This window comes from Clostridium sp. AF28-12 (assembly GCF_003435225.1).
GTDB lineage: Bacteria > Bacillota > Clostridia > Lachnospirales > Lachnospiraceae > Pilosibacter > Pilosibacter fragilis.
Genome location: NZ_QWGJ01000001.1, coordinates 219119 through 245560, shown reverse-complemented (window position 1 = coordinate 245560; position 26442 = coordinate 219119). Strand labels below are relative to the sequence as shown.

24 protein-coding genes are annotated in these 26442 nt (G+C 50.8%); 8 read left to right on the top strand and 16 right to left on the bottom strand.

What is annotated here, in order from left to right; all coding sequences use genetic code 11:
* Window positions 1-181: 181 nt before the first annotated feature.
* Complete coding sequence (locus DWY93_RS01150; protein WP_117469122.1) at window positions 182-1843, bottom strand: hypothetical protein; 1662 nt, start codon at window positions 1841-1843, stop codon at window positions 182-184.
* Window positions 1844-2194: 351 nt separating this feature from the next.
* Between DWY93_RS01150 and DWY93_RS01145 the strand changes: the two genes are divergently transcribed.
* Window positions 2195-3316 (top strand): DUF362 domain-containing protein, encoded by a 1122-nt coding sequence (locus DWY93_RS01145; RefSeq protein ID WP_021904522.1) that lies wholly within the window; start codon window positions 2195-2197, stop codon window positions 3314-3316.
* A 143-nt stretch (window positions 3317-3459) separates the two neighbouring features.
* On the opposite strand, the gene DWY93_RS01140 is transcribed toward DWY93_RS01145, so the two are convergent.
* Entirely contained in the window at window positions 3460-4908 is a 1449-nt protein-coding gene (locus tag DWY93_RS01140) for a M20 family metallopeptidase (protein WP_117469295.1), read from the bottom strand.
* A 398-nt stretch (window positions 4909-5306) separates the two neighbouring features.
* On the opposite strand from DWY93_RS01140, the gene DWY93_RS01135 reads away from it, so the two are divergent.
* Complete coding sequence (locus DWY93_RS01135; protein ID WP_021904524.1) at window positions 5307-5768, top strand: hypothetical protein; 462 nt, start codon at window positions 5307-5309, stop codon at window positions 5766-5768.
* A gap of 85 nt (window positions 5769-5853) precedes the next feature.
* On the opposite strand, the gene DWY93_RS01130 is transcribed toward DWY93_RS01135, so the two are convergent.
* The 3 genes from DWY93_RS01130 to DWY93_RS01120 all read right to left on the bottom strand — a co-directional run bounded on the left by DWY93_RS01130 (window position 5854) and on the right by DWY93_RS01120 (window position 8495).
* Window positions 5854-6795 carry an AEC family transporter gene (locus DWY93_RS01130; RefSeq protein ID WP_117469121.1) on the bottom strand — a complete coding sequence of 314 codons (942 nt, stop codon included), beginning with the start codon at window positions 6793-6795 and terminating at the stop codon, window positions 5854-5856.
* Between the two features lie 122 nt (window positions 6796-6917).
* Complete coding sequence (locus DWY93_RS01125; protein ID WP_117469120.1) at window positions 6918-7364, bottom strand: DUF1934 domain-containing protein; 447 nt, start codon at window positions 7362-7364, stop codon at window positions 6918-6920.
* Between the two features lie 69 nt (window positions 7365-7433).
* Window positions 7434-8495, bottom strand: a complete 1062-nt coding sequence (locus DWY93_RS01120) for a D-alanine--D-alanine ligase family protein (RefSeq protein WP_117469119.1) — start codon at window positions 8493-8495, stop codon at window positions 7434-7436.
* Window positions 8496-8751: 256 nt separating this feature from the next.
* On the opposite strand from DWY93_RS01120, the gene spoIIR reads away from it, so the two are divergent.
* Window positions 8752-9534 carry a stage II sporulation protein R gene (gene spoIIR, locus DWY93_RS01115; protein WP_117469118.1) on the top strand — a complete coding sequence of 261 codons (783 nt, stop codon included), beginning with the start codon at window positions 8752-8754 and terminating at the stop codon, window positions 9532-9534.
* On the opposite strand, the gene DWY93_RS01110 is transcribed toward spoIIR, so the two are convergent.
* The 5 genes from DWY93_RS01110 to DWY93_RS01090 all read right to left on the bottom strand — a co-directional run bounded on the left by DWY93_RS01110 (window position 9524) and on the right by DWY93_RS01090 (window position 17248).
* On the bottom strand, window positions 9524-10801 hold the full coding sequence (locus tag DWY93_RS01110; RefSeq protein ID WP_117469117.1) for a TolC family protein: 1278 nt from the start codon (window positions 10799-10801) through the stop codon (window positions 9524-9526). The genes spoIIR and DWY93_RS01110 overlap by 11 nt on opposite strands.
* Window positions 10802-10813: 12 nt before the next feature.
* Window positions 10814-12046 carry a TolC family protein gene (locus DWY93_RS01105; protein ID WP_181968463.1) on the bottom strand — a complete coding sequence of 411 codons (1233 nt, stop codon included), beginning with the start codon at window positions 12044-12046 and terminating at the stop codon, window positions 10814-10816.
* Between the two features lie 231 nt (window positions 12047-12277).
* Window positions 12278-15334, bottom strand: a complete 3057-nt coding sequence (locus DWY93_RS01100) for an efflux RND transporter permease subunit (protein ID WP_117469115.1) — start codon at window positions 15332-15334, stop codon at window positions 12278-12280.
* A gap of 15 nt (window positions 15335-15349) precedes the next feature.
* Window positions 15350-16492: an efflux RND transporter periplasmic adaptor subunit gene (locus tag DWY93_RS01095; protein ID WP_117469114.1), complete on the bottom strand. Its 1143-nt coding sequence runs from the start codon at window positions 16490-16492 to the stop codon at window positions 15350-15352.
* Between the two features lie 105 nt (window positions 16493-16597).
* Complete coding sequence (locus tag DWY93_RS01090; RefSeq protein WP_117469113.1) at window positions 16598-17248, bottom strand: TetR family transcriptional regulator; 651 nt, start codon at window positions 17246-17248, stop codon at window positions 16598-16600.
* Window positions 17249-17777: 529 nt separating this feature from the next.
* Between DWY93_RS01090 and sufC the strand changes: the two genes are divergently transcribed.
* The 5 genes from sufC to sufU are packed head-to-tail and all read left to right on the top strand — an operon-like array spanning window position 17778 to window position 22763.
* Window positions 17778-18551, top strand: a complete 774-nt coding sequence (gene sufC, locus DWY93_RS01085) for a Fe-S cluster assembly ATPase SufC (protein WP_117469112.1) — start codon at window positions 17778-17780, stop codon at window positions 18549-18551.
* Window positions 18548-19954, top strand: a complete 1407-nt coding sequence (sufB, locus tag DWY93_RS01080; protein WP_117469111.1) for a Fe-S cluster assembly protein SufB — start codon at window positions 18548-18550, stop codon at window positions 19952-19954. The genes sufC and sufB overlap by 4 nt, the downstream gene beginning before the upstream one ends.
* Window positions 19951-21099 carry a SufD family Fe-S cluster assembly protein gene (locus DWY93_RS01075; protein WP_117469110.1) on the top strand — a complete coding sequence of 383 codons (1149 nt, stop codon included), beginning with the start codon at window positions 19951-19953 and terminating at the stop codon, window positions 21097-21099. Before sufB ends, DWY93_RS01075 begins: the two co-directional genes overlap by 4 nt.
* Window positions 21086-22300, top strand: coding sequence for a SufS family cysteine desulfurase (locus DWY93_RS01070; protein WP_117469109.1), 1215 nt, complete (start codon window positions 21086-21088; stop codon window positions 22298-22300). Before DWY93_RS01075 ends, DWY93_RS01070 begins: the two co-directional genes overlap by 14 nt.
* Complete coding sequence (gene sufU, locus DWY93_RS01065; protein ID WP_117469108.1) at window positions 22293-22763, top strand: Fe-S cluster assembly sulfur transfer protein SufU; 471 nt, start codon at window positions 22293-22295, stop codon at window positions 22761-22763. Before DWY93_RS01070 ends, sufU begins: the two co-directional genes overlap by 8 nt.
* A 127-nt stretch (window positions 22764-22890) precedes the next feature.
* On the opposite strand, the gene DWY93_RS17825 is transcribed toward sufU, so the two are convergent.
* The 6 genes from DWY93_RS17825 to DWY93_RS01040 form a co-directional block, all read right to left on the bottom strand.
* On the bottom strand, window positions 22891-22983 hold the full coding sequence (locus tag DWY93_RS17825; protein WP_015553195.1) for a putative holin-like toxin: 93 nt from the start codon (window positions 22981-22983) through the stop codon (window positions 22891-22893).
* A gap of 101 nt (window positions 22984-23084) precedes the next feature.
* A complete protein-coding gene (locus DWY93_RS01060) occupies window positions 23085-23555 on the bottom strand; it encodes a threonine/serine exporter family protein (protein WP_021904539.1) in 471 nt (156 codons plus the stop codon).
* Window positions 23552-24352 carry a threonine/serine exporter family protein gene (locus DWY93_RS01055; RefSeq protein ID WP_242990493.1) on the bottom strand — a complete coding sequence of 267 codons (801 nt, stop codon included), beginning with the start codon at window positions 24350-24352 and terminating at the stop codon, window positions 23552-23554. The genes DWY93_RS01060 and DWY93_RS01055 overlap by 4 nt, the downstream gene beginning before the upstream one ends.
* Before the next feature lie 63 nt (window positions 24353-24415).
* On the bottom strand, window positions 24416-25378 hold the full coding sequence (locus tag DWY93_RS01050; RefSeq protein WP_117469107.1) for a TlpA disulfide reductase family protein: 963 nt from the start codon (window positions 25376-25378) through the stop codon (window positions 24416-24418).
* The gene (locus tag DWY93_RS01045) at window positions 25375-26268 is read right to left on the bottom strand and encodes a 4Fe-4S binding protein (RefSeq protein WP_117469106.1); all 894 of its coding nucleotides are present in this window, start codon (window positions 26266-26268) and stop codon (window positions 25375-25377) included. Before DWY93_RS01045 ends, DWY93_RS01050 begins: the two co-directional genes overlap by 4 nt.
* A complete protein-coding gene (locus DWY93_RS01040) occupies window positions 26261-26407 on the bottom strand; it encodes a CD1871A family CXXC motif-containing protein (RefSeq protein ID WP_117469105.1) in 147 nt (48 codons plus the stop codon). Before DWY93_RS01040 ends, DWY93_RS01045 begins: the two co-directional genes overlap by 8 nt.
* Between the last annotated feature and the right edge of the window lie 35 nt (window positions 26408-26442).

Here is a 26442-nt window from a genome sequence, read left to right as displayed (position 1 = left end):
GGCTCTCCAAAACATTCCTGATATGCAGACACAGGCTTAGACTCATTGCCCGCATAAAAATCTCCGGGACACTGACAGGTTTTTCTCGATCCCTGTCAAACTATCCCGGAGATTATATCGTAGTCTGAGCAATTCCGCAAGTAGGAATTTCAAATTTCTTTATGTTTTTTTTACAGAAATTTTATTTACTGGAATCGGCTGCCGGAACAGGCTCCAAAGTCTGTGTCTGATCCAGTGCCGCATTTAACTCCCGGAACGCCGCCGCGAGATCCTGCTCGTTGCCGTCTGTGTCATAGATCCTGCCGTACTGCTCGTGGGAATACATTTTAATATTGTCCAGTGTCACGCTTCGGTCTGTCGTGATCGAGAGATTGTAGTTTTCCTGCCACGGGATGGAACACTCATAATTTCCCGCTTCCGTCACCTGGACCGACTTTTTAGCGTCACCGATCTGGAAGGTGACCTTCGCTGCACCGTTCTTCGGTGCCGCCCAGAATTTTACATAGATCTTGTCCATTTTTCCAAGACGCCCATGGACATTCTGGCTGAGCACACTGTCTTTTGACAGGGTGACTGCCTTCGACCCGTCATGTTCCGTTTTCTCAACATTTCCGGTAGTATCCCACCCCGTGAGTCCCAGAGCGAACTGGCCATTGTATACACAATCATTTACATAATTCCGGTATACCCAGAGACCGTAGCCGCAGGTAGTATCCTTTAAGATCGGAGCGGTATTCTTCACAAAGTCCGCCACCTGGGACTCCTCGATCTGGGTATTGTAGGAGAATGCCTCTGTGGAATCCGCATAGAGGAACTGCTCCATAAAATACTTCTTTCCGCTCTTTTCCACCAGACCGTTCATGCTGTTCTGCATGGATGCCAGCGCTGTTTCCGCGGAAATATGGTCTCCTACGTTCTGCTGTCCGAGGGACACGCTGTACATAAGAGCGGAGTACTCTGCATCGGCACACGGATACGTGGCGGAGTGGGAATAGTAGGTATGGCTTCCGTCCAGCTGGTAGATCGGGTCGCCGTCGGACCGGATTTCCATGGATAGTCCCGGGAACACTTCCTGACTCTCGGAGAGGAGCTTATTTAAAAAGCTGTCATAGAACTCAAAAAACAGCTTCGCCTCCGGGCGCTTTCTCTCCGGGATCCAGATCTCGGAATAATCCTGGAATGTCTTTCCGTAGACCGCGCCGACCTCCGCAAGGGAGTAGTGGGCCTTCAGGTAATCCTGATATCCGCATCTGGATGCCAGACGGATACTGAGGGCTCTAGTGAGATCCCGGTCCATGTTTGACGTATAGTCCCAGAAGTCCTCCCAGGTAATAAATCCACCCTGAAAGTTCCCGTAGTCGGATACCCGGTCATAGATCGTCTTACAGTAATCTATCCACATCTTCCTGTCATTGCTTCCGTCCTGCACCACACCGGCATATCGCTCCGGAAGGGACGCTTCACCGCTGTAATCCCAGCAGTAACCGATCCGCAGCGTCACCATAAGTCCGTGATCATCCGCGCACTTCATGACCTGATCGAGCTTGGCGAAAGCAGCCTCATTGTACATATTTCCCATATCCCCAGGCTGAAACTCTCTCCACGGGATCACGAGAATGATGCTGTTGAAGCCGTCCGCCTTGATGCGGGCAAAATTTGCCCCCATGTTATCATCTTCAGTTCCCCAGTAGTTGATCGGCCAGGCATCGCCGAAGTAGGTCACGGATTTTAAGTATTCCGGAAATGCCGCCTGCGCTTCCATCCGAAGTTCAGGGATCCCCGCCATCAGGGCTGCGGCGGCCAAAAGCGCTGCCGCTGGTCTTGCCAGTTTTCTTATGTTCATACAATCACCTTTTATAACTGTTCTTCACAGCTTCCTTTTTTGTTTCTGGTATGCATCGGCACACACCGATTCCCGTTTACTATACCACAAGACAAAAAATTCTGCAAAAGTTATCTTTGAAAAAAAACTGCAAAATTTATCCTTGACTAATTCGGGACTTGCGGGGATACTTTTATTAGGAATCATTGTAACTGTTCAGTAGGTCTGCGCACTTGCTGCGCTGACCGTAAGAAAACATAGGCTGGAAGGCAAAAATGCCATCAGCTAAGCTGATCTGGAATGGATTTTTGCACGTAACTATGAAGGTACTAAATAGTTACGAATCATTTATTAAAGGAGGACTTTATAAGCATGGAAAAATCAACGGTTTATTTTACCGATTTCCGGTGTTCGGTTGGAACCAGCCAGTTGGACAAGCTGAAAAAGCTCTGCGTTGCTGCAGGAATCAAAAACATTGACATGGACGGAAAATTCGTCGCGATCAAAATGCATTTCGGTGAGCTCGGAAACCTCGCTTTCCTTCGTCCGAACTACGCGAAAGCCGTTGCGGATCTCTGTAAGGAACAGGGCGGCATGCCGTTTCTGACCGACTGCAACACCCTGTATCCGGGCAGCAGAAAAAATGCCCTGGATCACTTAGACTGTGCAAACCTCAACGGCTTCAACCCGATCTCCACCGGCTGCCAGATCATCATCGGTGACGGTCTTCGCGGAACTGACGAGGTGGAGGTTCCGGTCGTAAACGGAGAATACTGCAAGACGGCCTTCATCGGCCACGCGGTTATGGACGCCGACGTCTTTATCAGCCTGACCCATTTCAAAGGTCATGAATCCACCGGTTTCGGTGGTGCCATCAAAAACATCGGTATGGGCTGCGGAAGCCGTGCCGGAAAAATGCAGCAGCATGCAAGCGGAAAGCCGTCCGTCCGTGAGAAGCTCTGCCGCGGCTGCAGACGCTGTGCGAAGGAGTGCGGAAGCGATGCTATTACATATGTAAATAAGAAAGCCGTCATCGATTATGACAAGTGCAAAGGTTGCGGCCGCTGTATCGGTGCCTGCAGCTTTGATGCTATCTACAACCCGAACTACAATGCCAACGAGCTTTTAGACCGCAAGATGGCAGAGTACGCGCAGGCTGTCTGTTATGACCGCCCGTGCTTCCATATTTCCCTTGTGCAGGATATCAGCCCGAACTGTGACTGCCACGGTGAAAATGATGCCCCGATCCTTCCGGATATCGGAATGTTCGCGAGCTTCGATCCGGTCGCTCTGGACCAGGCCTGCGCGGATGCCTGTCTGAAGGCAGCTCCAATCGCCAATAGCCAGCTTGGAGAACATCTCTCCCAGCCGGGATGGCACTGCCACCATGATCACTTCAAGGATTCCAACCCAAATATCGAATGGCAGGCGACTCTCGATCAGGCGGAAAAGATCGGTCTCGGCACAAGACAGTATGAGCTGAAACGGATCTGATCAGGATCTTCCTTGAAATAAAAAACGGGGAGAAGTTCCATTTTACGGAACTTCTCCCCACTTTTTATGTACGATTACAATGCGTCATTCCTTTCATGTTCGCCGGAAAGATCTATTCCCGCTCAATCGCATCCATCAATTTTTTACATCTTCATTCCAATCGCTCTCGGCTTGCATCCGTCCGGAATCGGGCAGTGATAGGTGTCGCCATCCAGCTCTTCCTCCATCTCCGCTTTCGCCTTTGCGATGATCTCCGGATCCTCATACATATCGATCGCTGCGCCTGCCATTGCCTTTGCCGCGTAGATCAGTCCCTTGTGTGCCAGTCCGCTCTTGCCCTGGGAAACAACCTGCCAGGAGTGGCCCGGTGTTCCAGCCGCCCATGTAGCAACGTAGGCCTGGGCAGTCGGGCAGTTCCAGCTCACGTCACCGACGTCCGTGGAACCGAAGGACATGATTCCGTCCGGGTTGAACGGAGCGACAAAGCGGTACATGCTCTCGCCCTTATGGGAAAGGACTTCCGCCTTAGCTGCTTTGTCCTTGCAGTTCTTTGCGATCTTCTCTAAGGACTCAAAACGGCTGTCGCCAACACCCTCGCTGATGGCTTTGGCAAACTTCATCTCCTCTTCCGTGTACTCCGGAGCGCCAAGCTCCACAAGGTTGTCCCAGAGTTCCTTCGCGATCACCTTGTTGCTCATAAGGTTCGAGCAGCCCTTTACGAAATCGATCTCCACGCGGGTCTCTGTCATATGGGCAGCGCCCTCAGCGATCTTGTTGACACGCTGATAGATCTCCTCCACCTGACTGTTCTTCGGGGCACGGATCAAATACAGAACTTCCGCGTACGGCTGTACAACGTTCGGGGAGTATCCGCCGGTGTTTGTGATCGCATAGTGGATTCTCGCCTCCGGAACCACATGCTCTCTTAAGAACTGGACACCCATGTTCATAAGCTCCAGCGCATCAAGGGCGCTTCGTCCAAGATGCGGTGCGCCGCCTGCGTGGGCGCTCTTTCCATAGAATTTATACGCTACCTGATAGTTTGCGAGGGAGCTTCCCGTGTCGGCCTGCGTTAAATCTCCCGGATGCCATGTGATCGCGGCATCAAGGTTTGCGAACACTCCGCCTTTCGCCATAAATGCCTTTCCGGATCCGCCTTCCTCACCCGGGCAGCCAAAATAGATCACGGTTCCCGGTTTTCCGCATTCTTCCAGATATTTTTTGATTCCGATCGCCGCGGAGAGGGACGCTGTGCCGAGCATGTTATGTCCGCAGCCGTGTCCGCTGGCGCCATCATGCACAACGATCTTCTCGGTAGCTCCCGCTTCCTGATCCAGTCCGGACAGGGCATCGAACTCGCCTAAGATACCGATCACAGGTTTTCCGGAACCAAACGTGCCCTTAAATGCCGTCTTTACATCCGCAAGACCTGTCTCAACTGTAAAACCTTCTGCTTTCAGAACATCGCAGAGAATCTTCATCGACTTGTCTTCCGTGAAGGCAGTCTCCGCGCAGCCCCAGATCTCGTCGCTGGCGGTAAAGATCTCGCTGGATTTCTTATCAATTTCTTCCCAAGCTGTCTGTTTTCCCATCTCCATATCACCTTTCCTGTACATGATTTCCGGCTGTTGTCCGCACTGCTTTTTTCATTTTTTCTAAAAGCGGCCCTCGAACTTGCATATTCGAGTTATTCTGATTTTTTGCACAATACGCAACCAGTTATCTATAATTATACTATTTTATTCCATGATGCGCAACCTTTTTATTCTTTTGTGTGTAAAGTAAATTTTCCGTTTTAATTATATCAAATTTTCTCCTCTATTTATGTTGCTCTTCACAGCCGCTTCCGGCTTCGGAGTTTTTTGGACATGGCTTTTTGCTGGCTTTCTGCTGAATCAAATTAAGCTTGCGCTTTTATACCTGCGATGGTATAATTTACAGGTAATGCCCTGTGATACAGGGCGAACGTGAACACACTGGAGGTATCCACATGAACTGGAGTATCGTAGCAAATGTCATTCTTGTCATTCTCCTGATCCTTGTCGTTGTCCTCGCTGTGCTTTACTTCCTCGGACGTAAGATGGAAAAGCGCCAGGTAGAACAGCAGAGCGCGATCGATGCCGCTAAGCAGACCGTGAGTCTGATGGCGATCGACAAGAAAAAGTTGAAAATAAAGGAAGCCGGACTCCCGCCGATCGTTTATGAGCAGACTCCATGGTATGCAAAGCGGATGAAGGTTCCGGTAGTAAAAGCAAAGATCGGTACAAAGATTATGACTATGATCGCCGATGAAAAGGTTTTCCTTCAACTCCCGTTAAAGACTGAGATCAAGGTTGAGATCAGCGGTCTTTACATCACAGCGATCAAGTCCGTTCCGCGCGGAGGACTGATCCCGCTTCCAAAGAAGAAAACGATCGGTCAGCGTATCAAAGGAATTTTCAAAAAAGACTGAATCGACAAGAAAAAGACAAAATAAAAAAGCCCCCTCTTCTGATGAATTTAGTTTCATCCAGAAGACAGGGCTTTTTTATTTGATTTTAAATCAATCCTACAGACTTCATAAAGAAGATCCATAAGAACAGTGTAAACATGGACACCGCCGTACTGATCACGACAAACTGTCCGGCAAGCTCTCCGTCACCGCCCATATTCTGCGCCATCGGGTAGGATGCGGCTGCAACCGGTGTCGCGTAGACAGCGATCAGAAGGAACAGCTCAAGTCCACGAAGTCCAAAGGCGTAAGCGATCGCGATGATGATCGCCGGAAGGATAAACAGCTTGCAGGTAAGCGTTGGAACCAGATATTTGAGGTTTTTCCGGATTGCCTTAAACTGTAAGGTTCCACCGAGCACATAGATCGCTAACGGAGAAGTCATATTGGAGAACGCTGCGATCGGGGTCACAAGACTTCCCGGAAGCTTGATCCCGAGGAAAAAGAAGATCAGACCCACGACGGCACCCTGCAGGAGCGGATTCGTTGCCACCGCCTTCAGTGTCTTCTTAATATCTGATTTTCCCTCTCCGTTAAACATTTCAAGAATAAATACCGATGTGGTATTGTAGATCGACACAACGACCGTAACCATCATAGCCGCGATCGATGCCGCTGAATCTCCAAATACCGCGATCGTGAGCGGCAGTCCGAACAGAACAAAGTTGCTTCGGAAAATCGCCTGGATGATAACGCCTCTTCTGGGGTTTTCCTTTACGATCTTCGGAATGATCACGATCAGGATCGCCTCGACGATCAGGATGCTGGCCCCCGTAAAGATCAAAAGCAATGGTCTCGGAAGCGACTCGGCATCGGCTTTATAAATATTGTAGAAGGTCATAAACGGATAAAATACCCGGAAGACCATCTGGTTCAGCTTCTGTAAAAATTCCTCTTTCACAACTCCTCTGATCTTCATCGTATATCCGAGCGCCAGATAACAGAAGAACGGGATGACCGCATTAACCGCGACTAAAAAACTCTCCATACATCGTTTGTCCTCTCACAGCTTCCCCTTTGACCGCGATCTTTCCAAATACAGTCCGCGGGACCCGCTGCGTCCTTTCTTTTTTATCCTGTAACCTTCCAATACCTCACATCCGTTTTCCGTTACATCGGGATTCCCAATACCTCTTCTTTTCTTGATGACGCCAGGATCTCTGTATTACAGTCGAATGCATACTCCCCGTTCATCTCCATGGAATATTTGATTCTTAGAAGAATGGACTCTTCGTCCTCCTCAACTTCAAGCAGGGAAGTCGTGATCCCCATCAGGAACAGTCCCATCGGCGTCCGGTAGTTTGCTGTCGTCCGTCTTCCGGGTTCAAAGATCATGTGGCTCTCCACAAGTCCGCGTTTCATGACCTCGATCCGGTTCTCCATCACTTTCACCGTATTGTGGGTCGGTGTGCCCGTCTCGTCAAGCGACTCATCATAGATCAGATACTGCTTGCCGTTTTTCACATAATACGTCCCCGGGGTGATCATCTCGACCGTGTCCTCTTCCTCACCGATCGTCTGTACCCCCCGGACACGGACTAAAATATCCTTTGTCATGTAAATCTCCCCTGATATATCATTTTGAACGGTCCGCACGGCTTCAGGCACGGACCGCTGTGAACATTTTTATCTCTCATATCTCCGAAACGCGTGATCGATCAGATCGTCGATCAGCTGTCTCTTGTCTACACCTCTTGCCTCCCACAACATCGGATACATGCTGATGGCGGTGAAGCCCGGAAGTGTGTTGATCTCATTGAATACGACCGTTCCGTCGGCCTTTACAAAGAAATCCACGCGGGATAAGCCGTAGCCGTCCACCGCGTTGAAGATCTTAACGGCAGCCTCACGGACACGCTCTGTGGCTCCGTCAGGAAGCTCCGGGTCAACGACGGTCTTGGACTCCGCATTGTAGTATTTCGCGTCGAAATCATAGAACTCAGCCGCAGCAAGGATCTCACCCACGCCGGAGGCTTTCGTGGAATCACCGTCACCGAATACGCCGCACTCGATCTCACGGCCCACGATCATCTCCTCTACGAGGATACGGCGGTCATTGTCAGCTGCTTCCCTTAAACCGGTAATCAGCTCTTCTCGGTTGTCTGCTCTTGTAACACCTCTGGAGGAACCGGCGTTAGACGGCTTTACAAATACCGGATATGGGATCTCTTTTTCGATTTTCGCGATAACCGCATCCATATCCTTTAATTCCGCTTTCATAACGGAAACGTAAGCTGCCTGACAGATGCCGAGTCCGCTTACCATGCGCTTTGTGGAAAGCTTATCCATCGATACCGCGGAAGCGAGAACGCCGCAGCCGACGTACGGGATCTTCGCAAGCTCAAGGATTCCCTGTACGGTTCCGTCCTCACCGTAGAGACCGTGAAGGACCGGGAATACCACATCCACCGGAATCTTCTCAAAAGATCCGTTCTCTGTGACGATCAGGCATTTCTCCTTTGCGTCCGGAGACAGCACCGCCCCAGTTTTTGACTCTCTCCAGGTATCATCTTTGACCTGGCTTAAGGAGTCCACCTTTACCCAGTGTCCGTCCTCCGTGATCCCGACGAGGATCACATTATATTTCTCCTCATTGATATTTGCTGCCACATTCTGTACAGACATACAGGATACTACATGCTCAGATGACTGTCCGCCAAACAGGACAACGATATTTTTCTTTTCCATGATGTTTTTTTGATTCCTCTCTGATTTTCTATTCAAGTCGAACGTCCGTGAGATTTGGCGCGTGATCCCGGTCAGCAAAGCCGGCAGATTCCTTACAGGACCACTGTGCACCCGAATCATTTCCCCCGATGCACTGGCACTGGACGGGCTGTTTTTACATGTTATCGTTTAGATTATAGCACAACTGGTAATAATTACAAACAGGAAATAACATTTGCCTCTGACATAAAAAGTAAAAAGCAAAGAAGGTGTATCTATGAAACGAACCTGTAAGCTCAGTCTCTCTTTCCTGTGTTTTTTGATCTGTTTTCTTCTTTCCATGTCCGGCATCCGGGCGCGGGACGAGGCTCTGGCGGCGGATATTGCCCCAAAGATCCTGCGGTTCCATGTTCTCGCGAACAGTGATTCCGCCAAAGACCAGGCGTTAAAGCTTCGGGTGAAGGATCTTCTTCTGGAAAAGATCCGGGACGGGGCCGCCGCGGGTCAGATCGCCGGAAAAGAGGAGCTGAAAGCATATATCCTGTCTGAATCTTCCACACTGGAAGCCGCAGCAGAAGACTTTATCCACAGCTTCGGGTATGATTACGCTGTACATGTGGGGATCGAGACCTGCAGGTTTCCGGTGCGCACCTACGGGGACATGACATTTCCCGCCGGGATGTATGAAGCCGTCCGGGTGACCATCGGGAACGGTGCCGGGCACAACTTCTGGTGCGTTCTGTACCCATCCTTATGCTACACGGACAGCGTTCATGCGTCGATGCCGGAGGAATCGAAGGAAATGTTGAAAAATCTGATCCCGGAGGACGATTTTCAGTCGCTGCTAAAGGCAAGACCGGCCTGTTTCCTGAAAAGCACCAGCCCAGCGGCCACTGGCGAACACACTTCCCATACAGCTATCGTCTCTGCAGCCACCCCTGATAATACTGCCAAAACTTCGGGTAAAAAAAGTGAGCAGGAAACATCTTCCCTGCCCACTGTGAAAGTCCGTTTTCGGATCGCTGAACTATTTTCAGCGCATCCGCAGCTTACTGACTAAGACTTAAGTTTCCCTTAACCGCCCAGTCATAGGTCTCCATCGCCTGGAACAATGAGAGGTCTCCGGTCTTCACCGCGATCTCCTTTGTCTTTAAGGAGTTCTGCTGCTGCATATACTCAAGGCGTCCGATGGTTCCTAACTGCCATTTTCTCTCGGCAGTCTCCATCTTCGTCTTTTCCAGCTCGTAAGCTGCCTTTGCTGTCTGGAGCTCGTTTCTCTTCTGGAGAACGTCGTTGTAAAGGTTTACGAGGGAGGACGCGACTTCTTCCTTCTCCTGCTTGATCGTGCGCTGTAAGTTCTGGTACTCGACGGAGCCTGCGTCCTTGTTGTCGAGATCCAGCACGTTGTATCGGATCGTAAAGTTGTTGTCCTGCGCCGCCTGTTTGTCCTTCTCCGGGTTCATTCCGTCGATCCTTGTGAGATCAGCTGCCGGGACATCCTTGATCTCCGGCTTTGCGTCATACTTCCATCCGAGCATCGTGCAGAGAGTCTGACGGAGCTTCTGCTCACTGGATGTCAGTGTCAGTTTCGTTGCCTGGGTGGACTCCAGCTGCTGTCTCGCGGAAAGGACCTGGCTCTGGGTCGCAAGACCGTTGGCTGCCTGGTTCTGGGTGGACTGGTAGACTGCCTCTAAGAGTGTGAGTCCGCTCTCTAAGCTCTCCTCGTTGAGCTTTAACTGCTTGTAGCCGATCATGGCGCTCTGGGCGCCGGCGGTCAGCGCCGCGCGGGTGCTGTCCACAAGCTTGATATGCATCTGCTCCGGGGATACCTGTTCCAGGCTGTCGCCCTGCAGCGCAATTGCGTCTGCCTGGTAGTCCATGAGTTCTGAACTGTAATAGAGCTGTGCGTAGTTTGTCGGAGTCATTGCCGGAACTTTACCGATCATCTCTTTGGCTGCGTCAAGAGAGCCTTTCAGTGTACTTGCCGTATCCGCAAGCTCTCCCGAACTATCCAGTAATTTTGATTTCAGCTTCACGACATCCTTTGCTGCGTCCTTCTTATCGGAATATGTCTCTTTCACTGTCTTAAACGTCGGGCTGTAGACCTCAACAAGCTTCCCGATCTCGTCATATTCCAGCATGTTATCCGCGAGCTTCTTCATCGTCGCGTCATCGTACTCATTTCCCGGCTGGGATATAAATCCGTTCTCATCCGCAACACCGGTCGCCTGAACCGCCTTCGTCGCTGCGAAAGCGTTCACAGGCGCTGCCGCAAGCGCAAGCGCAAGTGCTGCCGGAATCACACGTCCTGTCAAATTTCTTTTCATTCTGATTCTCCTTTAGCTCTGCGATGAGGAACCGATATCGAGAAGTCCCTCAAGCGCCCACTGATAGTTTTCGATTGCTCCTGTAAGGTCGAGCTTTGCCGCTGTGTGGGATGCCTCACTGGAAAGCCATGCGGACTCCGCCTGGAGGTATTCCTGGCGGCTCATCATTCCGAGGGCATTTTTCCTGTCAGCAGCTGCCTTGTCGGCCTTTGCGGCTCCGTAAAGCGTCTCAGATGCCTCGTAGGCTTTCCGTTTCTGCTTTACGTCCTGGTACATAAGATCCAGGGAAGAACGGATAGAATCTTCCTGGTCCTTGATATTTCTGGCTTTCTTTACTGCTCCGCCGGAGGAACTGGCCTTTGCCATTCTTGTATCATACAGCGTATAGTTCATCTCGATGGCCTTCGCCTCGTCCTTCTTCGGATCGAAGGAATCGATCACCGCAAGATCCGGTTCCGGAACCTTTGTAATCTCCGGGTCCGCGTTGTACTCCCAGCCTAACATCGTGATCAGCGTCTGCTTCTGGCTGTTTAGACTGGATGCCGCCTGAAGCGCACTTCCGTTTGCGGAATTTAAGGCATCTTCTACGGTCAGAACATCTTCCGTTGACATCATTCCGAGATCTTTTTTCTTCAGTGCCGCCTCATAATTCTGCTTTGCGATCTCCTGATTTAAGACAGCAATATCATACTGATCCTTTAATGTCTCATAAGTGCGCATCGCTTCCCTTGCGGTTTTTGTCTTCTCATTTCTCGCGATACGAAGTCCGCGGAGTGCTGAGCCGCCGTTCTTTTTTCCATTTGCGGTATCTTCCAGCTGCTGCGCATAAGCGCGCAGGGCATGCATGTTTGTCCTATATTCTTTATATTCTCTGCGGGTTGAGCTGTCATTTTTCAGATCACCCGCGTCATTCTCCAGCTCATCCGCCTCCGCGCGGAGATCCGCCGCCAGCGCTAACATCTGGTCCTTTGTAAGGCCCGTGGATCCGCCCGGATTGTAATAATACTTCTGCAGCTGGTTCTGATAATCCGTATTATACCTCTCGATCAGTCCCGGGAGCTCCCAGTATTCCAGGGTATTGTCCTTAAACTTTTCAAGCGCTGCTTCGTCATATTCTGTGACCGCGACGTCCTTCGTCGCAGCTAACGCAGGAATTCCGGTACCCGCTGCCGCCAGGGAAAGACTTCCCATAAAAACGGCTGAGAGCACGGTCAGACCTGCCTTTTTCCATTGATTCTGTCTCATAGGTTTCCCTCCATCTATGAGCATAACGATTTCATCGCAGAAACGCAATAACATTTCTCTTACATTTTCTTTCCAAATACGGCAATCCGGTGGCAATTTTATTCACCCCGACTTCCGCTTCCAAAAGCAGGAAGCCCCGCAGAGCATTCCGCATTCCGGCTGACCGCCTCCCGACCGGGCAGCGGCCGTCTCTTGCAGACTCTGCAGGGATCCGCTTTCAATGTTCAAAGCTTAATCTACGTCAACGATTTCTTCCTTATCCGTATTCTTTCCGCTCATGATCACATAGAAGACCGGAAGAACAAGAAGTGCCATCGCCGTGGAGACGATCAGTCCACCGACATCCACAAGTGCAAGTCCCTGCATCGTCTTACCTGCATTTCCGTAAGCCGCCGCCATCGGGATCATTGCCACGATCGTCGTGAGCGTTGTCATGAACATCGGGCGCATACGTGTCGCGCCGGCTTCAATGACCGCCTCCTTAAAGTCCATCGTTGCCCGGTACTGGTTCGCCGTATCGACGTACAAAATACCGTTGTTTACTACCGTTCCGACTAACATTAAGAAGCCTAACAGGGAGGTCATGCTGATCGGGCAGTCAACTAACCACAAGAACAGGAAGGAACCGATCAGGGCGAACGGGATCGTCGTCATCACCATGATGGAGAACTTCGGTGACTCGAACTGTGCAGCCATTACAACAAATACGAGGAATACGGCTGTGGCGATCGCCTGTCCCAGGGATGCAAACTCTTCGTTCATCATCTTTGTGGATGTGTTTTCCTGCATGGAGATCGTGCCGGATAAGTGCTTATCGATCACATCCTTCTGAATCTTCTGTTTTGTCGTGCTGTCCGCTCCCTCTGTCAGCGTACCGGTGATGGTCACCTGATACTGCTTATCGCTCTTTGTGATACTCTGCGGGCTGTCCTTAAAGCCGATATCCGCGATATCCATAAGAGCTACGGATCCGCCGGTCGCTGTCGGAAGAACGATCCCCTGAAGCTTATCGATCGTATCGTACTCATCATCCGCGTACTCAACCTTTACATCGATATCATTTCCGTCAACATTCAGGGTCGTTGCCGTCGTTCCGCTGACCATCATGTATACCTGGGAAGCAACTGCGGTCGGGGAGAGTCCCTCCGCTGCCGCCTTGACCGGATCCACATTGATCTTTACAAGGGGAGCGCTGTTTTCAAGGGAAGAGTGGATGTTTGTCGCATCCGGGCGCTTCTGGAGCTCGGAAACGATCTCATCCGATACTTTCTTTAAGTCATCGTACTGTGTGCTGACAAGAATATATTCGAGATCCTCCGCATTTCCCATGGACATCCCACTGCCCAGAGAGCTCTGGCTTTCCAGACTGACCGAACAATCCGACCATTTCTGCATATCGCGTTTCCATTCCTTGAGCACCTGATCCGTCTTTCTGCTTCTGTCATCCTTTAAATATGCCGTCAGGGTCGCTCCGCTTCCGCCCATATTCATGGAAAGTCCGGAACTTCCGTAGGAGAGCATGTAGGAATCAAGATCCGGATCCTGAGTCACATAGTCTTCTGCTCTCTGGAGGATCTTATCGACCTCCTCGATCTTAAGACCCGGCTGGGTCTCGATCGTCACCGCGATCGTTCCCTGATCATCTGCCGGCATAAGCTCTGTCTTTAACTTTGTCGCAAGGAACAGGGAGAAGATCACAAGCACAACGGCGGTTCCCATGACCATCGCTTTTTTCTTTAAAAGCTTCTCCATCAGGGAACGGTATCCATTCTGCAGAGCTCTCATGATGCCGGATGCCGGGGTATTTTCCTTCTCCTTCGGACGGTAGTACACGTAGCAGAGCGGTACAAGCGTCATCGCGGAGATCAAGGACGCGATCATACAGAATACGATCGTGAAGCCTAACGGCTTGAACATCTGTCCGCTCATTCCGGAGATCAGGGCTAACGGGATAAATACGACACAGGTCGTAGCGGTACCACCGATGATGGATTCCAGAACGGCTGCCGTACCATCGATCGCGGCTTTTCTCGTTTCAATAAAGCCGCCGCCCTTATCCGTAAAGCGGAAGCAGCTCTCCAGAACTACGATCGAGTTATCAACCATCATTCCGACACCGAGGACCAGACTCGACAGGGTGATGACGTTTAGCGTAAAGCCTATGGCTTTCATGAGGATGAGGGCCGCTAAAATTGATACCGGGATGGAAGTTCCGACGATCAGGGATGCCTTGATATCCCCGAAGAACAGCCAGATGATGAACATCGCGATAATGACTGCCATGATCATGGTCTGGAATACGCTTTTTAAGGAATCGCTGATCTGATCACTGTAATCGTTGACAACGACGTACTCCAGAGACGGATCCTGTGCTTTTAACGTTTCCATTGTCTCCTGGACTGCCCTGGAAACGGTAATGTGGTCGCTGTCCTGATTTTTCTTGACACCGATCGTCATCGTGTCCTTGCCGTCGTAACGTCCGATACTGTCCTTTGCCTCAACGGTATTGTAGATATTGGCAACATCTTCCATATAGATGATATTTCCGTTACCCAGTGTGATCGGGATCTTCTTTAAAAGCTCCATCGTGTCAAAGGATGTTCCGGATGTCACGGAAAGCTCCTTGTTTCCAACGGAGGTACTTCCGATCGGCATGGAAAAGTCCGCAGACTTTAAAGCCGCAACAATCGTATTCATGTTCACATGATACTGGCTTAATTTTTCCGGGATCAGCTCCGCCTTGATGTAAGCCTCCTGGCCACCGGATACATCGACACTGGCTACGGAGGTCAGCTTTTCGATCTCCGGAACGATATCGCCATTTACGTAGTTATAGAGGTTATCCACGCTGTCATTGTTGACTGCGAGGGTGATGGACGGTGTACTGTTGATATCCATCTCGATGATCGTCGGGGTATCGACATCATCCGGGAGATCCGACTTGATCCCGTCCAGCTTTTTCTTTAAGTCATCGTAGGCTTTATCGATATTCTGGTCATAGTCATACTGGACCAGAACCATTCCGAAGTTTTCCGAAGACATGCTGGTGACAGAATCGACACCGGAAAGCGTTCCGATCTCATCCTCTATCTTACTGATCACAAGCTGATCCACGTCATCCGGGCTCGCTCCCGGGTAGACTGCGCTGATGATAAGCATCGGCATCTCCATTTCCGGGATCAGCTCAAGCTGGGATGAAAAGATCGAGCTGAGACCGAATACGATCAGGCAGAGCACAACAAGAACAGTTGTGACCGGCCGTTTTAAGACCTTTTTGGTAAGTCCCATGTTCCTTGTGCCTCCTTATTTTGCTGCCGTTTCTGCGGCTTCTGTAGTCTCTTCTGCTGTTGTCTCACTGCTGTCGACTGTCGTTTCCGCACTGTCATCACTGCCCTGAATATTCACAGCGGCGCCGTCATAAAGCTCCTTGGACCAGCTTGTGATGACCTCGTCATCATAGGAAAGTCCGGAAACGATCTGGATCTTGTCGGAATCGATGAGCCCGTCTTCCACCGGAGTCTTTTTCGCTGTTGCTGTCGCAGCATCATATGTATAGACGTAGGCATCTCCGTTGCTGTAGTTGACACAATCCGCCGGAACGACCATGACGTTGTCCGCCTTCTCCGCTGTCACATAAACCTTTACCATCGTTCCGCTGGCAAGTCCGTCCGCGTCCCCCAAGGTCGCTTTCACCTTGAAAAGTCCTGTGGACGCGTCCACCATGCTGCCGATCTCGGAGATCGCGCCGCTGTAATCCGTTCCGTTCTTCTCCACCGTCACAGGATCACCGATATTTAATCCCTTCATGACACGCTCCGACACGTTGAAGGTCAGTGTTTTTCCGCCTGCACCGGATACAACGCCTGCGACAGAACCGCCCGCAGACATATCATGCACCTGCACGCCGAACTGCTCTAAGACACCGGCGATCGGCGCGGTAACGACCGTGTTCTCGCTCTGGGTATCATAGTTTAATTTTGCGGAATCATACTGGAGCTTCGCCATGGACAGACCGCTTACCGCCTGCTCGTAGGCCTGGGCGGAAATATCCCCGCTCTCGTAGAGCGCCTTCATCCTGTTTACAGATGTCTGGGCATCATTTAAGGATACCTGGGTCGTATTTAACGTGATTCTTGCCGCGTCTAACTGCTTGTTGTCGATGCGGAACAGCTTCTGCCCCTTCTGTACGGTATCGCCCTGATTTACATAGACCTCCAGTACTTCTCCGCTTCCCTTCGGGATGATGTACACCTGATCGGCCGGTTCCACGGTACCGGTCAGTCCTGTGGAAAGTTCAATATTTCCTGTCTCCGGTGTCTGGACGACGACGGTCGGGTTCGGAACGGCCTCAATCGGCTCTTCTTTTTTCGTAAATCTTGTGAACATCAGGGCTCCAAATGCGCCGACGCATACAAGCCCGATTACGATCTTACCTGCTTTTTTCATGGTTCCTCCTCATTTTCTGCAACCTGTTGCTTTTTGATCTCTCCTGCGGATCCTTTTTTGTCTTCCAATCCGCATGTTCTGTTTCGCGGGCAGCTTTTCTATTCCTTACCGCTGCTCCTCTTCCCTGCTGTCTGATCTATATGCACATATGCCGTAGTGAAGCATATGGATATGACGTTTGTAATACTCGGAAGCTTCCTCTCTCGCCTCCCCGTCACGGAAAAAGCGCTTGATCGACATGATAAATACTACCATATGCATTTCGATCAGTTCATTTAAGGCCTCTCTGCTGATCGGTGCTTTGTCCTGATCGATATTTTCATATAAAAGCTTCATAAACCTCTGATTTTCCCGGCATACCTGCGGGTCAGACTCCGGATCGCCCCTGAAAATTTCCATGAACTTCGCGCTCTTGATCAGATTCTGGAAAATTTCGATCAATCCGGCCCGCTCCATAAGATCCATTCCGCGGTCGAACACATTCTCAAGCATATCCCACAGATCGCCTCCGTTTTCCTGAAGCCGCTCGATATAGTTCTTAAAATGCTGTTCTGCCTGGGCATAGATCAGCCACCTCAACAGATCCTGCTTATCTTCAAAATATGTATAAAAGCTTCCCCTTGATATATCCGCATCGTGGACGATCCGGTTGATCGATGCCTCCTCGAGAGGCACTCTCATAAACTCCTTTACCGCTGCGATCCGAATTGCTTCAATTTTTTCTTTCGGAAGCCGCAAAAACCGCTCGGTCGGCATAATTCCATCTCCCTTCTGTCGAAATCACAAAACGTATTTCTGACATTTCCCTTCTTTTGTAAAAGTGACAACCTGTCAACATTATAGTGACACCCTGTCATTCTGTCAATATCTGTTTTTCCAGTTTATAATGATTTTATATTTTCGTAAGGTTTGCAAAATTTCTGCATAGAACCTCCTGCCTCCGGTCCGATCCCGTCTGTGATTTCCGCTGTTTTGCTCAGCCTACCATGCCCATGTTTCAGAATTGTTTTCCGATTGTTGCAGTTTCATGAATCCTGCAGATTTTGCCGGAAATATCGGATTGTACAGGAATAAATACCAATTCATAGCATGTTTGTAGGAATTGCTTCTTGCATATTTTTCTCAATACAGGTATAATATCATTGCATCACCTAGTAAGTGACTAGGTTTAGTCCCGGCAGACGGAACGTATCCCGGAGATCAGCTCCGGTGCCGGTTCATATCTGTCCGGAAATTGCTGAAACCTACATTTTTACCTTATATAAAATACATGGAGGAATCCGATATGTCAGAACCATTATTAAATGTAAAAAATCTCTCCGTGGATGTGGAAGACAAATCCATTCTTCACGGGATCAACTTAACGATCAACAAAGGCGAGACCCACGTACTCATGGGACCGAACGGTGCCGGAAAATCCACACTCGGCTGCACCCTGATGGGGAACCCGAACTATCATGTGACAGACGGTGAGATCTTCTTCGGAGGCGAGAACATCACGAAAGAAGCCGCTGACAAGCGTGCAAAGCTCGGCATGTTCCTCTCCTTCCAGAATCCGCTTGAAGTTCCGGGAATCTCCCTCTCCAACTTCATCCGCAGCGCCCTCTCCGCGAGAACCGGAAAGAATGTCCGCATCTGGGATTTCAATAAAGAACTCCAGAAAGCCATGGAGGTTCTCGACATGGATCCATCCTACGGCTTCCGTGATCTGAACGTCGGCTTCTCCGGCGGTGAGAAAAAGAAAGCGGAGATCCTGCAGCTTCTCCTCTTAAATCCATCCTTAGCGATCCTCGATGAGACAGACTCCGGTCTCGATGTCGACGCGGTCCGCACCGTTTCCAAGGGAATCGAGGAGTACCAGAAGAGCAAGGACGGCGCACTCCTCATCATCACCCACAGCACAAGGATCCTGGAGTCTCTCCACGTGGACAAGACCCATGTTCTCGTAGACGGCCGCCTGGTTGCCGAGGGCGAGGGTTCTCTCGTCGATGAGATCAATGAGAACGGCTTCGAGCAGTTTATCGCTTCCGCGAACGAGAAGGGAGAGAACAACGAATGAAGGAAAAGACGTATGTTGAGGACGTTGACCGCAACATGTACGACTTCCGCAATGACGAGAAGGACGCTTACCGTATTAAAAACGGTCTCACCGAGGACATTGTGGAAAAGATCTCCGAGGAGAAACATGACCCGGAGTGGATGCATGATTTCCGGTTAAATTCCTTAAAAGTATATAATGAAATGAAGGTTCCGGACTGGGGCCCGTCCATCGAAGGCTTAAACATGGACAACATCGCGACCTACGTCCGTGCCAACACAAAGATGAAAGGGGACTGGTCCGAGGTCCCGGAGGAGATCAAGGATACCTTTGAAAAGCTCGGGATCCCGCAGGCGGAGCGCACCTCTCTCGCAGGCGTCGGTGCCCAGTATGACTCCGAGCTCGTCTACCACAACGTCCGCAAGGAAGTTGCGGAGCAGGGCGTCATCTACACAGATATGGAGAGCGCCCTGACCGGCAAATATGCCGATATGGTAAAGGACCACTTTATGAAGCTCGTGACGCCTCATGACCACAAATTTGCAGCCCTGCACGGCGCTGTCTGGTCCGGCGGTTCCTTCGTCTATGTTCCGAAGGGAGTTTCCGTCGAGATCCCGCTGCAGTCCTACTTCCGTTTAAATGCCGCAGGTGCCGGACAATTTGAGCACACCCTGATCATCGTCGATGAGGGCGCATCCTTACATTTCATCGAGGGATGTTCCGCTCCGAAGTACAATGTGGCCAATCTTCACGCCGGATGCGTTGAGCTTTACGTCGGAAAGAACGCAAAGCTCCGCTACTCCACAATCGAGAACTGGTCGAAAAATATGTACAATTTAAACACAAAACGGGCGAAGGTCGAGGAAGGCGGAGTCATCGAGTGGGTATCCGGTTCCTTCGGTTCCCATGTTTCTTACCTCTACCCGATGAGCGTGTTAAACGGTGAGGGCGCAAGATCCGAATTCACCGGGATCACATTCGCCGGTAAGGGACAGAACCTCGATACCGGATGTAAGGTGGTCCACAACGCTCCAAAGACTTCTTCCTATGTAAATACGAGATCGATCTCCAAGGACGGCGGGATCAGCACCTTCCGAAGCTCCGTTGTCGTATCCGCAAAGGCAAAGGGCAGCAAATCCGCTGTCTCCTGCCAGTCCCTGATGCTCGACGATATCTCCCGTTCCGACACGATCCCGGCGATGGATATCCGCACAAAGGACGCCGATGTCGGACATGAGGCAAAGATCGGACGCATCAGCGACGATGCCGTCTTCTATCTGATGTCCCGCGGAATCTCCGAGGAGGACGCGAGAGCCCTGATCGTCAGCGGCTTCGCCGACAATGTCTCGAAGGAGCTTCCGCTTGAATACGCGGTGGAGATGAACAATCTGATCCATCTGGAAATGAAAGGAAGTATTGGATGATGGAGAACATGAAGATCAACCAGCTCCCTTCTAAGACATGGAACTGGCTGAAAATGAATGAGACTGCGATCTCCGGGATTTCTGTCTCCGGAGCGCATGAAGGAAACCTTGAGATCCCGGAAGGGATCGCAAAGACTGTCTGCCCTGCCGGTCTTCCGGACCGTTTTAAGGATGTCACAGGCGGCATGGGATCCGATATGGACATGCTTGTAAAGGAAAGTGCCGCAGGCGCGGTACTGCTCTCTGCTGACAGCGATGTCTCCGGGGAACCGGCGCGGATCAGATTTGCCTACGGTGCTTTTGAGCACAGCCTGAACACCTTTGGAATTCTGGCAAAAGAAGGAAGCAATATGACCGTTATCATGGATATGGCGGCTGAACGAAGCGTCGATCCTGAACGGACCGGAAGTCCCAGCCCGGTCGGAGAAAATCCTGCTGCCGTCTCCCAGTCTGAACACACCGGGCTTTCCGCCGTGCAGACAAAATTAATTCTGGAAAAAGACGCGAAGGTGACTCTTGTCCAGATCATCCGCAACAAAAACGCGAAGACCGTTTTGAATGATATCGGGGCAAAGGTTGCTGATGGTGCGAAACTCTCCGTCATCCACTTATTCCTTGGCGGTGACCGGGTTTACAACGGCTGTAAGGCTGAACTTATCGGCAAAAAGAGTAATTTTACAGCAGACATCGCCTACACAGTTGCCGATGACTGCGTGCTCGATATGAACTACGTGGCACTCCACGAGGGAAAGAAATCCGTCAGTGAGATCAGGACCGACGGCGTGCTCCATGAAAACGCGAGAAAGCTGTTCCGCGGGACCATCGACTTTAAGAAGGGCGCTGCGGGGGCTGTCGGAAACGAGAAAGAGGACGTTCTTCTTCTCGACGATGACGTGGTCAACCAGACGATCCCGCTGATCCTCTGCGCCGAGGAGGATGTGGAAGGAAACCATGGTGCCACCATCGGAAAGCTGGATGAGGACCTTGTATTCTATCTGGAAAGCCGCGGCATGGCTCTCGCCGAGATCTACAAAATGATGGCGAAAGCAAGGATCGACGCGGTTCTCCGTTTCGTACCTGATGAGAAGACGAAGGCAGACGTTGCCTCCTACTTAGAAAGCGAGGGTTCCAATGGATGTAAATAAGATCCGGGAAGATTTCCCGCTGTTAAAAAACCGTGATATCATATATCTGGACAATGCGGCGACTTCCCAGAAGCCTGCATGTGTTCTGGATGCGGAAAAGCGGTTTTATGAGAAATATAACGCAAACCCGTTCCGCGGTCTCTACGAGTTAAGTGAAGAGGCAACGGAATGTTATGAGGACGCGAGAAAGACGGTCGCTGACTTCCTTCACGCGTCATGTCCGGAGGAGATCGTGTTTACGAGAAACGCCACAGAGAGCCTGAATCTTGCGGCCTACACCCTCTCTGAGTACCTGTTAAAGCCGGGCGATGAGATCATTGTCAGCATCATGGAGCATCACAGCAATATTCTTCCGTGGCAGCAGGCCGCAAAGCGTTACGGCGCGACGGTAAAATATTTAGAATGCGACATGGACGGAACGATCCCGGCTGAGCGTCTGGAGAGCATGATCACGGACCGCACGAAGATCGCCGCAATCACGCAGATCTCCAATGTTCTCGGATGCAGGAATGATTTAAAGACATTCGCTGAGATCTGCCACCGCCACGGTGTGATCCTGGTCGGCGATGGTGCCCAGAGTGTTCCGCATATCGCTGTTGACGTGCAGGATCTGGGGGTGGATTTCCTTTCTTTCTCCGGTCACAAGATGCTGACTCCAATGGGAATCGGCGCTCTTTACGGAAAGAAAGAGCTTCTTGAGAAGCTTCCGCCCTTCCTCACCGGAGGCGAGATGATCGAATCTGTCACAAGAGAGGGCGCTGTCTGGGCGGAGGTTCCGCATAAGTTCGAGGCGGGAACCGTCAATGCCGGAGGCGCTTACGCGCTGGCTGAGGCAGTCCGCTACATGAAAAATATCGGTTTCGACGCGATCGAGGCACAGGAGAACAGGCTCACTAGAATCGCCTACGAGGGCATGATGAATATTCCCGGAATCCGTGTTCTCGGGAGCAGCGATCCGGACAACCATCACGGAATCCTGTCCTTCGCTGTCGACGGCGTTCACCCCCATGATGTGGCAGAGATCTTAAACGCTGACAATATCTGTGTCCGCGCCGGTCACCACTGCGCACAGCCGCTGTTACAGTACCTTGGAACCGCCTCCACGACGCGTGTGAGCCTCGCGTTCTACAATACCGAGGAGGAGATCCGGGCATTCCTTGAGAGTCTTGGCGGATTAAGGAGAAAAATGGGATATGAGTAATACATTTTATAATGAAATTTTAATTGAACACAATCTTCATCCGACCCACAAGCATGAGCTGCCGGACGCAAACCTCGTCTTAGAGGGCGTAAACCCGAGCTGCGGTGATGATATCTGGCTGAAATTAAAAGTCGAGAACGATGAGATCGTCGACGGAGCTTTCGTCGGGGACGGCTGCGCGATCTCCCAGGCCTCCGCGGATATGATGTTAGATTTGATCATTGGAAAGAAAAAGGATGAGGCGCTGCGCCTCGCGAATCTGTTTCTTGAGATGATCAAAGGAACTGCAAAGGGCGATGAACTGGAACCTCTGGAGGAAGCTTCCATCTTACAGGATGTGTCCCATATGCCGGCGCGTGTTAAGTGCGCAGTGCTGGGATGGCATACGATGGAGGAGATGTTTAAGAAGGCTGCTGAAGGGAAGATTGTACCTGTAATGTCGGTGTCGACGGAAAATAAATAAAGACTTGAATTCAATTTTCAAATATGCTACACTATAAATACAAAGGGGAAAGTCAGATCCATGTGGCCTACCCTTCATAGTTTAGTTTGTTACATTGTAACAGCCGTCACTATTGCAGTAGTGGCGGCTATTTTCTTTTCCCGAAGATTGTGTAACACAATCCAACGAGAGCGACAATGAAGATACCTATCTGGATTAAATCCGAATATGTAACGTACATTGGCATCGCCCTCCTTTCTTTCGTCTGGAGGGTTAGTCCCTCCGAAACCGGAGGGCAGGCCGCCTTTCATGTATTCTGCTTTCCCACATCACTATTATATATTACGAACATTTGTTCGTCAATTGTTTTCTTTTTATAACATGCATCACTGCCTCGATCGGCCGCCTTAACGACGTAACGATCATGATTCCGGCCGCAAGCGCAACCGCAAGCCCGATGGCTTTCTGGGCCTTCAGGATGAACTCCGGAGCATCATGGCGAAGCGCCGCATCCATCGCGTAATACAGGGATCCTCCGGGAATCAGCGGAATGACCGTCGGCATCAAAATCGTCGTCGCCGGAGTCTTTAAAATCCTCGCCCAGATCTCCGAGTAGATCGTAATCAAAATCGCAATCACGAAAAATCCCAGATATTCATTATCCACAAAATACAGAAACACCAGATACAAGGCCCAGAAAACGGCGCCGCCGATAGACGGAATCCAGAGCCTCTGCCCCCGGATGTTATAAATGATAGAAAATCCCAGGGAACCAAAAAACGCCGCGATAACGGACATCACATCCTGAATCATAACATACCTCCAAGAAGCATTTTAGACATAATAAACCCGACCGCCACACAGACCGCCGTGATCATCGCCTCCGAGAAATGAAGAAGTCCGCTGATCATGTCCCCGCTGATAAAATCCCTGAACGAGTTCGTCATCAGAACACCCGGGATCAACAGCATGATATTTCCGATCATGATCATCTCCACATGCCGCCCAAGTCCGATATAGCATACGAGAATACACGCGATGCCGGAGATCAGGGAGCAGAGGATATTTGAGAAGATCGCCTTCATATGGATCGCCGCAAACGCGTACAACGTCACCCGGATCAGCGCCCCCACAAACAGCGACGCAAATCCGTCCCAGAGATTCCCCCCGAAAAATACCGCAAACGCCCCCGCAGTCATCGCATAGACCGCGCACTGCACCGCCGGGGAATAGGTCGGCCCCTTCAATATCTTCTCGTACTCCCGGTCGATCACCTCAAAGGACGGCTGTGTCGCGCAGATCCGCCTGGAAAGATCATTCAGCCGGTCAAGCTTCCACATGTCCGTCCCGTAGCTCAGAATTCTACGCGTCTGCGTGATCCACTGCCGCTCCTTCGTCTCCAGCGTCACGATAATACATGAGGCGATGGAGAAAATATGGCTCTGCCGGATCCCGTACGCATTGCAGATCCTCTGGATCGTGTCCTCCACACGGCTGATCTCCGCCCCACTCACCAAAAGCTGCTCCCCAATATTGATCGCACAAGTCAGCACCTCTTCCCCCGTCATCGGGTCCGCCGCCTGTGTGCCTGTTTTCTGGTCTGTCTGCACCTTTTTTCACCTTTTCCATTCAAATGTTTTCCTGGAAATCATGTTTCCATTCCCTGACTTTTATTATACGGGGCGGGGATTTCTTTTACAAGTAGCAAGCGCCTGCTCGATCAGGGCATTAAGCGCCTTCGTCTGCTCCGGGGATGTGACCGCGCCTACGATCGGCTGTCCCACGATGTTCCCGTTCTGATCAACGACATAGGTCGTTGGGAATGCATACAGTCCGGCGGTAAAACGACCGGCATCGCTATCGGAGTCAAACCAGAGATTCTGATAGGCTGCTCCCTTTTTTGACAGGATCTCCTTCGCCTCGGCAATCGCACCCTCATCGCCGTCCAGCGTAAATGCATTGATTCCTACGACCGCACCGCCCTTTTGCGCCAGCTCCTGATTCAGCGCATCCAGATCCGCAAGCTCTCCGACACAGGGCTTGCAGGTCGTAAACCAGAAATTCACGACGGTTACGGTATTGCCGGAAAAGAGTTCACTGCTGTTTACCTCCTTGCCATCGAGATCCTTTCCCTGAAAGTCCGGGAACTTTTCCTGACCGCTCCCAGCATTTCCTGCCGCAGTACTCTCACCTTCCCCCGGCATCTTGACGCAATCCGGATATTTCTCCTCCAGAGCCATCATTTTTTCCTCGATCTCCCGGATCTGTCCGGCTCCGTCATTCAGAATTTTCAACTCATCTGCTGTAAATTGATCCTTTGCAGCTTCGATCGCCTTCAGAAGAAAATCGCCGTAATTATTATTGTCTCCACTTACCACCTGATCCTTATCGATCGTCAGGAACAGCTTTTCCCAGAGCTCTGCATTGGCTGACTGGATGTCCTCCTCCTTCTGCATCAGCTTTTGATACAGGTCTGCTGCTTCTTTGGCATCTCCCGGCTCCGCGGACAGTGACGTTCCGCTCTCTGACGTCTGCCCGGAGGCAGTTTCCTTGTTATTCTTTGCTCCCCCGCACGCTGTGAGGCCAAATGCCAGCACAAGGATGAACAGGATCGCTGTCATATATGATCGTTTCATTTCTTTTCTCCATTTCTATTTGAGTCGGACGCAAAACCGTAGCAAAAGCTGACGGCATCCGTGGGACAGGCATTGATACACTTCCCGCACCGGATACATTCCGTGTGATTGGGTGAGCTTGTGACATCGACATCCATCTGACAGACTCTTCTGCATGCTCCGCAGGAGATGCATCTGTGTTCATCCACTTTGATCCCAAGCAGGGATACCTTGTTCATCAGCGCATAAAACGCACCGAGGGGACAGATCCATTTGCAGAACGGCCGATAAAACAGCACACTTAGAACGAAAACTCCGATCAGGATCATAAGCTTTCCGGTAAACAGCTGTCCCAATGCCGACCGAATCCCCGGATTAACGACTGACAAGGGAATTGCCCCCTCTAAAACTCCCTGCGGACAAAGATACTTGCAAAAGAATGGGTCCCCCATTCCCACATCATTTACAACAAGCGCCGGCAGTGCGATCACGGTAAAAAACAGCACGGCATATTTAAGATAAGTCAGAGGCTTAAGCCTTTCCGTGGACAACTTTTTTCCCGGAATTTTGTGAAGAAGATCCTGCAGCCAGCCAAAGGGGCACAAAAATCCGCATATAAAGCGCCCTAAAAGGACACCAACCAGGATCAGAAATCCGGTTATATAATAAGAAAAGCTGAATTTCGATGAGCCGACCACCGCCTGAAAGGAGCCAATCGGACAGGCACCGGATGCCGCCGGACAGGAATAGCAGTTCAGACCCGGCACGCAGACTGCCTTTGCCTTTCCCTGATAGATCCCGCCTTTAAAAAAATTCGGCAGATGAAGGTTCGTAAGAAGCGCCGCCGCTGCCTGAATCCAACCGCGAAACCGGCTCAGGCTCTTTGATATGATATGTTTTCTGTTATCCAATTCCAACACACTCCAAACACAGCCTGATCGCCTTACTTAACACGGTATCCGCCTCTCCCCGCATGACGCCGGCGCACAGCATGACCATACCGACGATCAACAGAGTACCTTGAAAAAATGCCTTTTTTGTTCGCAACAATCTCTTCTCTCCTTCTCCTTTGATATCCTATTGTC

Bases quoted from the DNA above. Each gene is read 5' to 3' on its own strand.
- DWY93_RS01125 (WP_117469120.1), bottom strand. From the start codon at position 7,364: ATGACAAAGGATATTTTAGTCCGTGTCCGGGGGGTACAGACGATCGGT.
- DWY93_RS01095 (WP_117469114.1), bottom strand. From the start codon at position 16,492: ATGAAAAAAGCAGGTAAGATCGTAATCGGGCTTGTATGCGTCGGCGCA.
- DWY93_RS01150 (WP_117469122.1), bottom strand. From the start codon at position 1,843: ATGAACATAAGAAAACTGGCAAGACCAGCGGCAGCGCTTTTGGCCGCC.
- spoIIR (WP_117469118.1), top strand. From the start codon at position 8,752: ATGAAACGAACCTGTAAGCTCAGTCTCTCTTTCCTGTGTTTTTTGATC.
- DWY93_RS01090 (WP_117469113.1), bottom strand. From the start codon at position 17,248: ATGCCGACCGAGCGGTTTTTGCGGCTTCCGAAAGAAAAAATTGAAGCA.
- DWY93_RS01130 (WP_117469121.1), bottom strand. From the start codon at position 6,795: ATGGAGAGTTTTTTAGTCGCGGTTAATGCGGTCATCCCGTTCTTCTGT.
- DWY93_RS01050 (WP_117469107.1), bottom strand. From the start codon at position 25,378: ATGAAACGATCATATATGACAGCGATCCTGTTCATCCTTGTGCTGGCA.
- DWY93_RS01135 (WP_021904524.1), top strand. From the start codon at position 5,307: ATGAACTGGAGTATCGTAGCAAATGTCATTCTTGTCATTCTCCTGATC.
- DWY93_RS01140 (WP_117469295.1), bottom strand. From the start codon at position 4,908: ATGGGAAAACAGACAGCTTGGGAAGAAATTGATAAGAAATCCAGCGAG.
- sufC (WP_117469112.1), top strand. From the start codon at position 17,778: ATGTCAGAACCATTATTAAATGTAAAAAATCTCTCCGTGGATGTGGAA.
- DWY93_RS01070 (WP_117469109.1), top strand. From the start codon at position 21,086: ATGGATGTAAATAAGATCCGGGAAGATTTCCCGCTGTTAAAAAACCGT.
- sufU (WP_117469108.1), top strand. From the start codon at position 22,293: ATGAGTAATACATTTTATAATGAAATTTTAATTGAACACAATCTTCAT.
- DWY93_RS01060 (WP_021904539.1), bottom strand. From the start codon at position 23,555: ATGATTCAGGATGTGATGTCCGTTATCGCGGCGTTTTTTGGTTCCCTG.
- DWY93_RS01145 (WP_021904522.1), top strand. From the start codon at position 2,195: ATGGAAAAATCAACGGTTTATTTTACCGATTTCCGGTGTTCGGTTGGA.
- sufB (WP_117469111.1), top strand. From the start codon at position 18,548: ATGAAGGAAAAGACGTATGTTGAGGACGTTGACCGCAACATGTACGAC.
- DWY93_RS01075 (WP_117469110.1), top strand. From the start codon at position 19,951: ATGATGGAGAACATGAAGATCAACCAGCTCCCTTCTAAGACATGGAAC.
- DWY93_RS01110 (WP_117469117.1), bottom strand. From the start codon at position 10,801: ATGAAAAGAAATTTGACAGGACGTGTGATTCCGGCAGCACTTGCGCTT.
- DWY93_RS01105 (WP_181968463.1), bottom strand. From the start codon at position 12,046: ATGAGACAGAATCAATGGAAAAAGGCAGGTCTGACCGTGCTCTCAGCC.
- DWY93_RS17825 (WP_015553195.1), bottom strand. From the start codon at position 22,983: ATGTACGTTACATATTCGGATTTAATCCAGATAGGTATCTTCATTGTC.
- DWY93_RS01100 (WP_117469115.1), bottom strand. From the start codon at position 15,334: ATGGGACTTACCAAAAAGGTCTTAAAACGGCCGGTCACAACTGTTCTT.
- DWY93_RS01120 (WP_117469119.1), bottom strand. From the start codon at position 8,495: ATGGAAAAGAAAAATATCGTTGTCCTGTTTGGCGGACAGTCATCTGAG.